Annotated in this window: 13 protein-coding genes and 2 pseudogenes; 14 read left to right on the top strand and 1 reads right to left on the bottom strand. The window is 45.9% G+C overall.

The genetic code is table 11. The features are described from left to right. Positions 1–5: 5 nt before the first annotated feature. Positions 6–281 carry an ogr/Delta-like zinc finger family protein gene (locus tag CKF42_RS12780; protein ID WP_111208338.1) on the bottom strand — a complete coding sequence of 92 codons (276 nt, stop codon included), beginning with the start codon at positions 279–281 and terminating at the stop codon, positions 6–8. A 531-nt stretch (positions 282–812) separates the two neighbouring features. On the opposite strand from CKF42_RS12780, the gene CKF42_RS12785 reads away from it, so the two are divergent. From CKF42_RS12785 to CKF42_RS12850, 14 genes and pseudogenes are all read left to right on the top strand, one after another. Next, positions 813–1,079 (top strand): AlpA family transcriptional regulator, encoded by a 267-nt coding sequence (locus CKF42_RS12785; RefSeq protein WP_111208339.1) that lies wholly within the window; start codon positions 813–815, stop codon positions 1,077–1,079. Between the two features lie 28 nt (positions 1,080–1,107). Beyond that, on the top strand, positions 1,108–1,647 hold the full coding sequence (locus tag CKF42_RS12790; protein WP_111208356.1) for a host cell division inhibitor Icd-like protein: 540 nt from the start codon (positions 1,108–1,110) through the stop codon (positions 1,645–1,647). Then, positions 1,644–1,868 carry a hypothetical protein gene (locus CKF42_RS12795; protein ID WP_111208340.1) on the top strand — a complete coding sequence of 75 codons (225 nt, stop codon included), beginning with the start codon at positions 1,644–1,646 and terminating at the stop codon, positions 1,866–1,868. The genes CKF42_RS12790 and CKF42_RS12795 overlap by 4 nt, the downstream gene beginning before the upstream one ends. After that, positions 1,865–2,188, top strand: coding sequence for a DUF5375 domain-containing protein (locus CKF42_RS12800; RefSeq protein ID WP_111208341.1), 324 nt, complete (start codon positions 1,865–1,867; stop codon positions 2,186–2,188). The genes CKF42_RS12795 and CKF42_RS12800 overlap by 4 nt, the downstream gene beginning before the upstream one ends. Before the next feature lie 14 nt (positions 2,189–2,202). Beyond that, positions 2,203–4,533 (top strand): phage/plasmid primase, P4 family, encoded by a 2,331-nt coding sequence (locus CKF42_RS12805; RefSeq protein WP_111208342.1) that lies wholly within the window; start codon positions 2,203–2,205, stop codon positions 4,531–4,533. 539 nt (positions 4,534–5,072) lie between these two features. Beyond that, positions 5,073–5,792 (top strand): hypothetical protein, encoded by a 720-nt coding sequence (locus CKF42_RS12810; protein WP_111208343.1) that lies wholly within the window; start codon positions 5,073–5,075, stop codon positions 5,790–5,792. 2 nt (positions 5,793–5,794) lie between these two features. Further along, positions 5,795–6,193, top strand: coding sequence for a hypothetical protein (locus tag CKF42_RS12815; protein ID WP_146239940.1), 399 nt, complete (start codon positions 5,795–5,797; stop codon positions 6,191–6,193). A gap of 579 nt (positions 6,194–6,772) precedes the next feature. Then, positions 6,773–8,725: an NACHT domain-containing NTPase gene (locus CKF42_RS12820; RefSeq protein WP_046102389.1), complete on the top strand. Its 1,953-nt coding sequence runs from the start codon at positions 6,773–6,775 to the stop codon at positions 8,723–8,725. A 1,072-nt stretch (positions 8,726–9,797) separates the two neighbouring features. Further along, the gene (locus tag CKF42_RS12825; RefSeq protein ID WP_111208345.1) at positions 9,798–10,643 is read left to right on the top strand and encodes a YPO3983 family protein; all 846 of its coding nucleotides are present in this window, start codon (positions 9,798–9,800) and stop codon (positions 10,641–10,643) included. After that, positions 10,633–11,094, top strand: coding sequence for a DUF943 family protein (locus CKF42_RS12830; protein WP_111208346.1), 462 nt, complete (start codon positions 10,633–10,635; stop codon positions 11,092–11,094). Before CKF42_RS12825 ends, CKF42_RS12830 begins: the two co-directional genes overlap by 11 nt. Before the next feature lie 403 nt (positions 11,095–11,497). After that, positions 11,498–12,007: pseudogene (locus CKF42_RS12835) on the top strand (YPO3983 family protein). Continuing rightward, complete coding sequence (locus CKF42_RS12840) at positions 12,004–12,471, top strand: DUF943 family protein (protein WP_111208347.1); 468 nt, start codon at positions 12,004–12,006, stop codon at positions 12,469–12,471. Before CKF42_RS12835 ends, CKF42_RS12840 begins: the two are co-directional and overlap by 4 nt. Positions 12,472–12,579: 108 nt before the next feature. Continuing rightward, a pseudogene (locus tag CKF42_RS12845) lies at positions 12,580–13,059 on the top strand (DUF943 family protein). 132 nt (positions 13,060–13,191) lie between these two features. Beyond that, positions 13,192–13,671 (top strand): hypothetical protein, encoded by a 480-nt coding sequence (locus CKF42_RS12850; protein WP_233501043.1) that lies wholly within the window; start codon positions 13,192–13,194, stop codon positions 13,669–13,671. Positions 13,672–13,764 lie beyond the last annotated feature (93 nt).

Here is a 13,764-nt window from a genome sequence, read left to right on the forward strand (position 1 = left end):
CTCTATCAGGGCTGTGCGTGGCGGTCTTTGCGGGCGCTGGCTGAACCATAGCGGCCCAGCGTCTGCGGCTGGCGAACCGGCACATCATTCTGCCGTTCCGGCTCTACTAATGCGGGCCTGTGGGGCTTCATGATGATTTTCTCGACGCTCTCCAGCGCGGTGAAGGTGCAGGAGCAGTCGAGGTTCTGGCACTGGTACCAGGTACGCTTTACGGAGGGCGCTTCATAAGCGCTGGTGCGGGTGTGGGCTACCTGACCACATTCGGGACATTTCAGGGCCATCTCGTTTCCTGTCGGCTGGTTTCAGTAAGTCAATTGTGCCGGGTCTGGCACAGCGGCTTCTACCGAAGGGCGTTGTATGACGGACCAGACAAAAGCATTACTTCTGGCGAGCCAGGAAAAGGTCTCACTGAAGCCTGTTATCAGCTTTCAGTTTTATATAAATCCTTCACTATTCTTCACCAGAGATAAAAAAATAGTAAATACAGTAAGTTAATAGGTGAAGAGTGAAAAGTAATCCTTCACCTTCTGTTCACCATCGTTCATCAGCAGGTTTTTGGCCTTATTAATTCTTTAGAACGATTGGTTTTAAAGGCTTCCTTATATTGGATCTAAAATTATTGGATAAAACCTTATCAGTACTTTTTGGTGCAGTCTGGTACTATTCACGTACACGCATTTTTTGTGTGGTTTTTGTGCGTACGGTCAGACAGATTTCTGATGTTGTCACCGGCAAAAATATTCGCAAAATAAAGAGCTACCCGATGCCGTACACACCTGTGCGGCGCATAACGGATACAAAAGAGGTAGCTCATGCACACGACTTCAAACGCTCATTCATCGGCCCCGGCGGCCCCTGCCATGCCGGTATCATTCCCGGTCCAGGAGCGCTTTATGCGCCTGCCGGAAGTGATCCACGTCTGCGGCCTGTCCCGCTCAACCATTTATGACCTCATCAGCCGCAGTGCTTTTCCGGCGCAGGTTTCGCTTGGCGGCAAAAACGTCGCGTGGCTTGCCAGCGAGGTCAGCGCCTGGATGAATGCACGCATCGCCGCACGCGGTCAGGAACGTGCAGCATGATCTTCACCAATTGTTGAGATTTTCCGCCATGCTGCATTTTCCTGTGTTCCCCGGCTTGTGCGCCGGGGCCATTCCCTGGTACAGTCTTTCTGCTGTCGCAAAATCGGCAGCCGGGATTGGCGTCCTGAATACAACGTTGGCGACACCAGACGCGCCTCGCGTCTTTTTTTGTGTCTGTGCCCTGATGCACCCATTTTTCGGGCGACGGTTCTGTATCTGTCGTACCTACCGCGTAATGGTGGCTCAGGCGGGGGCTTCTCACGAAGCGCCGGTTTCCAATGTTGCCGGTTACGCCAACCCCGTCTGGGCTACCACCAGTGAAATTGGCGTTTCCGGTGGTGGCTGTAAGCTACTAACATTGGAGACTGCCCTCATGGCTACGGTCCTTAATTCCCCCTACCCCCAGTTTGTTTTCGTCTTTGCCGCCGTGCGCCGTACCGAGCGCCAGCAGCGTATCCACATGCTCCGCACTATTGCCTCTGACGAACGCGCCGCCCGCCTGACGCTGGCCCGCGATTACGTACTGTCCCTTGCCGCCCGCCTGCCGGTCCGGGAGGTGCTCGCATGACTCACGCCACCATTTCCCACGCCGACCTGTTACGCCTTGAGCACCTTCGCAACGCCGGGCGCTTTATCAGTGACATGACCCTGCTTCAGGAGTGCCACGAGCAGCCACCGGCCACACAGCAGGCGCAGCTGAACTCGCTGATTTTCCTCATCACCGAGCAGCTGGACGGAGTGGTAAGCCGCTGTCAGGACGGCTGGATGAACGGGGAGGTTAAGCCATGAGCACACGTACCCATTCCCCCGAACTGCGGTCCGCGCTGTCCCGCCGCGCGGTGGCCTGCGCTTGGCTGACCGTCTGCCGCGAACAGAAGCGCTATCCCGGCCTGACGCTGGCGCGTCTGGAGCACGCCATTGAAACCGAGTTAGAGGGCTTCTACCTGCGCCAGCACGGACGCCAGCGCGGTCAGGAAATTGCCTGCGCGCTGCTCGACGACCTGCTGGCCGCCGGGCCGCTCAAGTCGGCCCCGTGCCTGAGCTTTCTGGGACAGGTGGTGATGGATGAACTCTGCGGGCGTCTCAAAGACGCGCCGGTGCTGCACTGAGGGAGAAAAGAACAATGAAAATGACCGTATCAGACGCGGCAAAAGCCGCGCGGGGCCAGTGGCCCCGCATCCTGCCCGCCCTGGGCGTGAAGGTGGTAAAGAACCGCCATACCTCCTGCCCGGTGTGCGGCGGAACCGACCGCTTCCGCTTTGACGACCAGGAGGGACGCGGCACGTGGATTTGTAATCAGTGCGGTGCCGGTGACGGCATGGACCTGGTGAAAAAGGCCCTATCACTGAGCCTGACCGAAGCCGCTGCGCGCGTTAACGGCCTGACCGGCTGCCTGCCACCGGTGGACAACACGCCTGCCGCCAGCGCGTGCGGAGATAACGAAGCCGCCCGTGCCGCAGCCGTTAAGCAGGCCCGGCAGATGGTCAGCACCGCGCAGCAGGCAACCGGCAACGCTTACCTGTCCCGCAAGGGCTGGCCGGAGCAGTCCTGCCTGACGCTGGCGAAGCCGCAGAAAGTCGCGCTCACTGCCTACCGTGCTGGTGATGTTATCGTTCCCCTGCACGATACGGGCGGCCAGCTGGTGAACGTGCAGCTGATTAACGCCGCGGGCGAAAAGCGCACGCTGAAGGGCGGCCAGGTAAAAGGCGCATGCCACGTTCTCAGCACCGGCAAACCGGCAGCGCGCATCTGGCTGACGGAGGGCTACGCCACCGGCCTGACGGTGCATAACCTGACCGGGGATGAGGTGTGGGTTGCCCTGTCGTCCGTTAACCTCCTTTCTCTGGCTGGCCTTGCCCGTGAAAAGCACGCCACGCTGCCGCTGCTGATTGCCGCCGACCGCGACCTGAACGGCGACGGCCAGGCGAAGGCTAAGCAGGCCGCCGAAGCCAGCCGCGCAGCCGTGGCCCTGCCGCCGGTGTTCGGTGACTGGAATGACGCCTTCATGCAGCACGGTGAGGAAAGCACCCGGCGGGCGCTGGCCGAAGCTGCCACGCCGCCCGCCGCAAGTCCGTTCGACGTGATGAGCGAGGCGGAGTTTTCAGCCATGAGCGCCAGTGAAAAGGCGGAGCGCGTGGCTGAGCACTACCGCAGCGCGCTGGCCGTGGACGCCAGCGGGGAAATTCTGTCCCGCTACCGTTCCGGCGCGTGGAAGGTGATTTCCGGGAAGCAGTTTGAGCGTGACGTGGCAAAGCTGTTCCAGCGCCTGCGCGCGCCGTTTTCGGCGGGCAAGATTTCAGGCGTGGTGGACACGCTGAAGCTGATGCTGCCGCAGCAGGCCGACCCGGCACGCCGCCTGATTGGCTTTCGTAACGGCGTACTGGACACCCGCACCGGCGGCTTCAGCCCGCACAGTAAAGACTTCTGGCTGCGCACTGTCAGCGAGGTGGACTACACGAAGCCCGTTCAGGGCGAAACGCTGGCGGACCATGCGCCGCACTTCTGGCAGTGGCTCGACCGCGCCGCCGGACGTGACCCGGCCAAACGCGACATCATTCTGGCCGCACTGTTTATGGTGCTGGCGAACCGCTACGACTGGCAGCTATTTCTGGAGGTCACCGGTCCCGGCGGCAGCGGCAAGAGCATCATGGCGGAAATCGCCACCATGCTGGCCGGAACGGACAACACCACTTCAGCAACCATTGAAACGCTGGAGTCGTCGCGCGAACGTGCGGCGGTGATTGGCTACTCGCTGATTATCCTGCCCGACCAGGAAAAGTGGAGCGGTGACGGCGCGGGCATCAAGGCAATCACTGGCGGCGATGCGGTTTCCGTTGACCCGAAGTATCGCGACGCCTATTCAACCCACATACCGGCGGTGATTCTGGCGGTGAACAACAACCCGATGCGCTTCACCGATCGCAGCGGAGGCGTGTCGCGCCGCCGGGTAATCCTGCACTTCCCGGAAATCATCCCGGCAGGCGAGCGCGATCCGCAGCTGAAGGAAAAAATCAGCGGTGAGCTGGCCGTTATTGTGCGCCAACTGATGCAGCAATTCAGCCAGCCACAGCAGGCCCGGTCGCTGCTTCAGTCTCAGCAGAACTCCGACGAGGCGATGCGCATCAAGCGCGATGCAGATCCGATGGTGGATTTCTGCGGCTACCTGTTCACTACACCGGAGCCAAGCGCGCTGTATATGGGTAACGCCAGCATCAGGCCGCTTCAGCCCAGGCGTTACCTCTACCATGCCTATCTGGCCTATATGGAGGCTAACGGCTATAAGAATCCGCTCAGCATGAAGATGTTTGGCCTGTCGCTGGAGAGCATCATGCGGGAGTATGGACATCACTACCTGAAGCGGCGCACGAAGTTGGGGATGCAAACCAATCTAGACCTCACGGAGGAGAGCAGCAGCGACTGGCTGCCGAAGTGCGATAATCCCACCGCGATGTGACTAACCAGAACCGGCGAAAGCCGGTTTTTTTACGCCTATGCTTCACCAGTGATGTATACTAACACTCACCCTACACCCACCCATTACCAGCTAAACAATTGTTTAATATGAAAAAACAACCGAGGTGAATAGTGTGAAGAATTATCTTTAAAATCTTTTCTGAAGTTGATCTCTTTAATAACTCTTCAAAAGCAATGCGATATCACTTTTTACATCATTAACTTCAGATGTTGTTAAGGCTGAGTTTGCAGTATCAATTACCCTCGCTAAGGAGCAGGCAATATGACCGGCAATGCGCCAGAAACATACATTGCAGGCATGTTTGCATACGTGCCAATCATAATAATCACATTGCGAAAGTGATTTACGAGTATTCATAATCACATAATCTAGAGTATGATTCACGAACATAGGACCTTTCAGTTAATAGAGGGTGGGCTACTTAGCTATTTATGCACTCCGAAAAATGCAATAAAATCAAACAACTATGCTAAATTTCGAGCAACCACAATTAGCTTATTTACCTTGAGAAATCATGTATGAAGAAACAATATGATAAAAAAGAAAGATACCTAACAAACCTTATTAAACTCATACTTATTTTTACAATTTTACTTTCTGGAACAGGCATATCCACTTTAATTGGAGGTTGGCTTGGTAGTGACAAGTGGGTGCTCGGTCTGTTAGGTGCGTTCGGTGCGTTTTGCGCTTTAATCATGAAAGATATAGCAAGTGCGAGAATTGACTTAAGAAAAACCAGATCTGGTATAAGCGTTAATAATAAAAAAACCAAAATTAGGTTAAACGTTTTTAAAATAGCCATTTTTGTTCTAGCCAGTTTTTTACTCAAGAAAATAGAAAAGGAAGATCTAAAACCCAGAAGGAAAAGCAAAGCTGAAACAGTAACCGAGCTATACCTCATTCATAAATCCTCGAAATTAATCATGGCAAAAAACATTGCTATCTGCGGGATAATACTTAATGCAGCCATGTATTACTTTATCGACCTTACTTTTGCAACAACTGGCCTTTTTTTTGCGATAGTGGCATTGTTACAAATCAAAGAAGAGTTGCTGATTTATCGCATAAATAAAGGGTACTTTGGTTCCACAACTCGTGAGGCCATGATGCTTATCAGGTTCATAGACAATCATAATGATGATTCTGATATGAATTCTGGTGGACGAAGAATGCCAGTTTTCAAGGATATTACCCAAGAAATAAATGAGAAGCAGGGTATTTATGAGGGCAGTCGATGAACATGGATAAGTTAACCAGCCGGGCGTTTCTTGGCTTAGATATACTTACAACAAAATATGAGATAAGAACGTCACTTGGTGCCATTGTAGGGATAATCTTGGTTGCGATTTGCAATGTCTTTGAAAAGAACATTGAAGAAAACTTTGGTTTTAATTTTTCTTTCATTGGATATACAGGCATTTTCTTTTTAGGTATTTTATTTCTTCATATACCTACCTACATCAATTCATTTAGGGGTAAAGCAATTGATGAGGGCTATGAAAGCATTCTGCGAACTATAGATTCTGCTAACGAGTTGAGTGAGATAGAAAAGAGGGACTTAAAACGTAAGTTGATTTTAAAAAAAATAGACTCTTTATCTGAGCACGAACTTAAAAAGAAAGCTGAAGAAGCAGAGTGAGTTACTAGAGATTTAGCATTCACTTTAGTTATCAGATTTGGCAGCGTGAATGGCTTAAGCTATGAAAAATGGCAGTGCGCTTTTCATCCGCTGGATAAACCAGCATGGCGTTCGATGCCAAAGGCCTATCAAATGTTGACATTTGGAATGTTCCCCTACACTTTCTATAATACGATTAGTGGGTGCTATTGGTATACGCTTAGGTATACGATTAAAACTTGAATTCAAATAAAATTATATATAACAATTATTTGCGATACTTACTCAGACTCCGCCAGCCCACCAAAATTCTTTCGCGGCGATACCAGAATCGTCCGTTGAAGTCCTGAAAGCCCGCACGGTGAAAGCCTTGCGGGCTTTTTTGTGTCTGTGGCCTGCTGGTGCCCTCCTCGATAGTCGCGACGATTTGCCATTCCTGATGCTGACTCTTTTAATTTTTTATGGAGTGTTATTGAGTTCTACTGCAATGATTTATTCATTTCTAACCAGTATGCTGCCATCAGCAGATGGCTTTTCCTCCATAGATTAAGCGTGATATATTATTATCAAATTTTAATGCGTATGATGCGGGCGGCATAAATGATCACTATTGAGCATGCAGTTGATTTAGCTAGACCTTGGGCAATGAAGCTATTCGAAGAAAAAATACTCCCTTTTCTATTTAATAGAGGCGCTGACTTTTATAAGAAAGAAAAGAATATTTTTAAGCTAAAAAATCAGATGTCTGACTATTTAGCAAAAACAAAAGCGCAATGCTCATTAATTAACTCGCTGGCTTTCCCAAACATTCTAAAAAAGGTTAATGATATATATGTCCCACTAACTCTATCAAAGTTAGACTCTAGAGAAACAAGTGATCATATAGTTCGTAGGGGCGATATACTTTTAGAGCAATTTAAGAACATTTTAATAATAGACAATGCCGGAATGGGTAAGTCGACGCTGATGAAGAAAATCGTTGTCGACGTCATAGACAACTCGGGTGAAATCCCCATATATATAGAATTAAGAACCCTTAACAACAGCCCAATTATAGATCAAATTAAAAACCTTATAGGGCTAGATAGCTTCAAGGATGATAGTACATTAAAAAGAATACCTTTCACCTACTTCTTTGACGGTGTTGATGAAATACCTTTCGACATTAAGAATGATCTAATAAAAAGAATAAAAACCTTTAGCGATGAAATGTCTGAATCTAAAATAATTATAACCTCAAGACCAGACCAGTCTCTACTCGAATTGCATTCTTTTAGTAGATTTAAAATTCGACCACTAAATTTAAATCAATCATATGATTTAATAAAGCTGTATGATATAAACTCATCGAAGATTGGCAATAGCTTAGTCCTTTCCAATAAACTTATCACCGAAATAAAAGCGATGAAGGAAGCAGATAATAGCGCCATCATTGAATTCTTAACAACACCCTTATATGTTTCTCTTCTTTTCTGTTCATATAAATATAAACCTGTAATCCCGAGACGCAAGGACCTTTTTTACAGCCAAGTTTTTGAAGCGCTTTTTGAGACTCATGATCTCAGTAAAGAAACAGGTTACGTTAGAAGAAAAGAGTCTGGATTAGACATAACTGACTTCAGCATAATTTTGCGCAGATTAGCTTTCTGGTGTTTAAAAAACAATGGTAGATTAGAGTTCAGTAGAGGAGAGCTTGAAAGTGTACTGACTGGCATTATCGAAAAAATCAAGGGAATCAATGTAAAACCTATAAAGTTTATAAGTGATCTTACATATTCAGTCCCCTTATTCATTAAGGAAGGTTCGCTTTATCGTTGGTCTCACAAGTCACTAATGGAATATTTTTGTGCTGAGTTTATTTGTATTGAGGTTAAAGATAAGAGAGATGAATTGCTACTGAAAATGTATGAAAGCAATAGCCCAGTCAAATTTAAAAACATAATTGAACTTTGCTCTGATATTGATTATGACTCTTTCAGAAAGTCCATACTCAAACAAAGCCTTCACGAATATTTCGAACATTCAGAAAAAATATCATCTTTTGAAGCCCTTAATGAAAGTGATAAAGAAATTTGGACGAGCATTAGTTTTTTCTCTGATTTAAGCCTACTTCTAACTCCCTATAGTCACGCGAGTTTAGGAGATTTCGATATATTTGAAAATGAAAAAACTCCTAATAGCAATTTTGAAAACAGCTTTATAGGATTTCGTGATTACGTCACTCACATCACATATCCATCCTCTCTCAAAAGCACTGTTTTCGAAATAATTAGGTTAAGGAACCCGGAATATTTCTTCAGAGAAAAAGATTATTACGATAGATTATACTTTGACGCACTTAAAGTGCCGGAAAACATGATAATCAGGACTAAAAATGGAGAGGTTGTTGCTTTTAACAATGAGATCATCCCAGATATTATAGGTATTATACTTCAGTTTAGGCATACTTTGACGACTCCTGTAATACAAAGACAAGCAGCTAGCAAGATTCTACATGATATTACTTCAGACACATCTAACGGGGTAAATGACTTACTCGAAGGGTTTGACTAAAAAATCAACCATCAGCCATATATCATATTTCATGCTTGGATTTCATGACTCAGTATAGAATTAGTTAATGTAAGATGTGTTTATGAGGGCTGAATTTTTCGCCGATGAATGCCCTCCTTCGTTCTGGAATCCTTGACACTAAGCACTCAGGTGTTAGAAGTGCAGTAGTTAAAGCATATCTAACGATACAAGTTAAGTCTTAACAGATCTTGAAAGATAGGTTGATAAATGAGATTGGTATACGCTCAGGTATACCAATCATAAAAAAACACAAATAAATAATATAATCTGATAGTTGAAGAGCATATTCAGACTCCGCCAGCACAGAGCCATCCGCCAGCGTCCGGGAAGCCCTCACAGAACAAGCCCTGCGTTTTTTTTCCTTAAACTTACCCCGCGAAAACCGAAAAGAACGAATCAAACCCTAACCTTTTAAACATCTCATAAAGCTTTATCATTTTGACAAGGCTAAAAGTAAGGGGCCTGGTATTGATAAGTTGGCGTTCCTGAGCTGAAATCCCGCCTCTGCATCATGGAGAAAACTAATGATTTATTCATCAGAGAATCGCTTCTTCATGTGAATATCCTCATATGGATTATAAAGGCATTATTAACATCGTGGAGTATTAATCAATGGTGAGCAAGTCATATCAGGTATAGAGGCCCTCAAGTTCAGCATCAGCGATATGCAGCCTGGTCATGCAGTCGTAAATTACCTTTCTGTCAGCATTGCTAAAGCACGAGTGCAAAGCAGCCTGACCCGGCAGAATACCGTGGAAGGTGGCGCAGACCAGCGGCCAGTTAACGTGGTTTTCTTCCTGCGACGCTCATTTCGCCATCATTACATCTCTAACCATATGTCGTACATTTTCAGCCTTCATCTTATTAAAAGCTCATCATTTACTGATTTTACTAATTATCGTGTTATACAGAATCAATCAGCTCATATTCTCAAAAGTGCATATGTAAAAAATGAAGGGCAGAGGCTATACGGTGTTTACACTCTGACCTTTAACAGCGTATTATTTCCTGCGAAGGGCACCACGGATGATTACACAAGGAATGTAAAATCATGGCTGCATTACATTTTCCCTACACCATATTTAAAACTCAAAAGTGGATGGACGATTACACTGCCAGAGATATGCGCTGCGGCGATCTGACCGAAGCACAGTTAAAATCCCAGTACCGGCTGGATTATATTTCTGATCGGGTTGATCCCTGGACGCTTACCCGACGCTCCTCAATGGATCGTCCGCAGTCCATGTTCTGCTGTAATCTGCGTGGCCAGGGTGAAAAGATTACCCGCCAGCAGTGCGCCGCAATGCTGTTTGATGAATTCCGCTCGTTATCCCGCAAATTTTCTCTCTACGGACCCTATAGCCACCTGATCGAAAAGATGATCACTCACCTGCAGAACGGCAATGGTACGCCCTTTAGTGATATCTCGCTGGACCGGGCCTTGAAAGAGCATATTCTGGATGATAAGACAAAAGATAGTACATACTTATTATTGAAAGAAGCCTTAAGTATAAATATCGACTGGGAAAATAAATATTACCCACGAGAAGAATCAGGAAAACTGAGGGACGCTGTATTTAGCGGAAGACTCCCCAAATTTAACAGGTTTCAGGATAATTATAACGGCATGGGGATCACTGTTCATGATGCCTGGGCAACGCATATCACCATAAAGTCACTACAGATTGACAATGATCGTTACCGGGCAGTGGTGCATTACAAGGTACAGGATCATTTTGGTCTCGACAGCGACGACATACTGAAAATAAAATTCAGCCAGTTTCATTTCTTCCGTATCTGGTTTGTTCTCCAGCGATACAATCAGTTTGGCTTTAAGCCGTTCATTACCAACATTGAAGCCTTCATAGATATTTCCGGGAGCCAGCGTGAAATCTAAAAATAAAAAATTGCTTTGTGCATCATTACTGACTGGCTGCACCCTGCTAGGTTACTTTATCTGGTTTTCGTTACGTCCCGTGGAAGTCATAGCTGTTCACCAAAGACGTAACTATAGTGATGTATTGGTGAGAAACTTTCCATTAACAGAACAAGGGAAAATTAATTGGTGGTTGAAAAACAAAAAAAATCTCAACGATACATATAGCATCCCCAAACCGGCAAAAGATGGTTTTTTTACCGTAATCTTTTGGGATCTCGGCGATGGATATAAAGAAACTGATGGATACGACCGACTATGTTTTGAAAAGATGAAGCCCCCAATAAATTGCATTGATAAAAACTCATTAATGATGGTGGTATACAGTAAAAACACGGGTTTGTATTTTCGACTGGATAGCGGTAAATATTATATAAAGGCAAACGGTGAGATGGAAAAAAGAAAATACTAACAAACTCGCATCTCTTTCCTGGAGACAGCAATAACATCATCCACCCTATAAGGTTTGCGCCTGTCACGCAGGCATAGCAAAATGCCTAAGAGGCTAACCGAAGCAGCAACGTCTTACCGCTGCTTCAATTTCTTTCGGTGAGGTATTTCCCCCACATTAGATTCACGTATAGACGCCACTTACTCCCGGGCGTACTCGTGCGCGTTTTGCCATGCCAAAAAAGTTGACTCCCTGGACGCTTACCCGACTTTCATCAATGGATCGTCCACAGTCCATGTTTTGCTGTAGTGCGCGAATCCGGGGAGAAAATTACCCACCAGCAGTGCCGCAATGCTGTTTGACGGATCGCTCGTTATCCCATAAATTTTCCCTTTACGGGCCGTGTAGTCATCTGATCAAAAAGATGATCATGCAGAATGGCTATGGTACGCCCTTCCACGATATGTCGCTGAACCAGGCATTAAAAGAACATATAATCAATGATAACTCGCTGGGAAATAGTACACGTCTATTATTGCAGAAAGCGCTTGAAGATAATATTGACTGGCAAAATAATATCTTTCCATCTATTGAAAAGCCAAAGCTGCATTAAGCCATATCAGGTGGTAAACTGCCAAAATTCGACAGATCCCAGGATTTTTTTAATGGCATGGGTATCACCGTTCACCATACCTGAGCAACGCATATCACCATAAAACCACTGCATATCAATAACAATCGTCTTCGGGCAGTGGTACATTACAAAGTTCAGGATCACTTCGGTCTGGATAGTGATAATATTCTGAATACAAAAGTCAGTCAGTTTCATTTCTTTTGTATCTGTTTCGTGTTACAGCGATACAATCAGTTTAGCTTCAAACCATTCATGACCAATGTGGAAACAACTCTGGAAATTACTGGAATGCGCAAATGAGACTAAAAGAAAAGATAATTATCGCTCTGCTTTTTCTGGCTGGTTGTGTGCTACTTAGCTACTGGCTGTGGTTGTCTCAGCGCCCCGTGGATATCATAGCCGTTCATCACAGAAGTAGTGGTTTCAGTGATGTTCTGGTCAATAGTTTCCCGCCAACTGATAAGGGAAAAATCAACTGGTGGTTAAAAAACAAGGAAATGTTAAATGATAAATACGGCATTCCAAAACCTGATAGAAACGGTCATTTTTACCTGACCATTTGGTTATTCGGGGATGGTTATAAAGAGTTAGGAAAATATGGCAGACTTTGCTTTGATGATATGAAACCGCCAGTAAATTGTATTGATAAGGAGAGAGTATTTTCAATCAGTTTTAGCAAGAACAGAGGCACCATATTTACAGGAAGCGATAGCGAATATCGTCTTACAGCAGATGGAAAAATATTAAAACCTGAAGACGAATAGACTCTCTCTCGCGCGTGGGGATAGTAATACCTTCCACGCCTGTATCAGCCATCCTGAAAACTGGCAAAATTTTCATGAAGCTTTTTCTACAGGAGTGAAAGTAACAACATGGGAAATGAGAAAGTAAAATTTAAAAACAAACCAGCTATCTTCATACTATCGTTGCTTTCCTGCCTTCTGCTGGCCTATGTTTTCTGACTGTTGCTGCGTCCTGCAGAAATCGTTGCTGTCCATAAAAATGGTAATCACAGTTACGTTCTGGTAAAAAACTTCCCTTTTACAGATAAAGAGAGAATAGACTGGTGGCAGGAAAACAAACCTATGCTTAAAAACAGTCATGGCGTCCCGGCGCCTGATAATGATGGTTATTTTACTGTCGTCTTCTGGGATTTTGGCGATGGCTATAAAGAAGAAGGTAAGTATGACAGGCTATGTTTCGAAGACATGAAACCACCAGTGAACTGTATAGAAAAAGACAAAATTCTTACTGTTCGTTACGGTAGAAATATGGGACTCTCTTTTACAACCAACAATAATGTATATCGCGTGAAAAATAACGGTAAGATAGTAAAAGACAGAGCCGATTGAGTTTGACATATTTGCACAGGGGGAGTAGTAACCCTATCCATCTTCCACGCCTGTATCAGCCATCCCTGAAACACTCAGGAGGCTTTCTCTCCAGGTAGAAAGTGACAACATGAGAAATGGGAAGGTTTAGAAATGAACATGAAGCTAATTGACAAGATTTCGCTCTCTGTCGTAAAGGAAGCCCAAAGGCTCAGCGAAACCCAGTGCGAAATATGTCTTGAAGATAAAAACACGGGCATTATTGTTTTCGGAAAAGAACTCGAAGCTGCTGTCAGAGTGTCCGATAAACGGTTTTTACTCTTTACCACCGACGATATCGTTTACGAAGAAAGCCTTAATATATTTTATATAGATATTGAATCTGGAATTATTGAACGCCTTTCTCTCGGTGGTCATTATGTTACTGGCACCTTCGCGAATTTGAATGTGAATGAAAATTCTGTGAGCTTTAGCTTTATTGGAAATACGACATGGACTGTGCACGTGCTGCCAACTCCCTCTCTGAGATTACCCTTTACCGATCCTCCTGGTGTAAGCCGTCCAATGGGATTAAGAAAATACATTGCTATCACCGCAACCCCTGCGCCAGCCAGGGCTGAGGGCGGCAGATAACCAGTCCCTGATCTACAGCTCCCCTACCCGCGCTCATCCCTTTCCTGCGCACCAACTCAGCGCACTCATATTTTGCACTGCATCACACTTATC

Source organism: Pantoea sp. ARC270, from assembly GCF_003236725.1.
GTDB lineage: Bacteria > Pseudomonadota > Gammaproteobacteria > Enterobacterales > Enterobacteriaceae > Pantoea > Pantoea anthophila.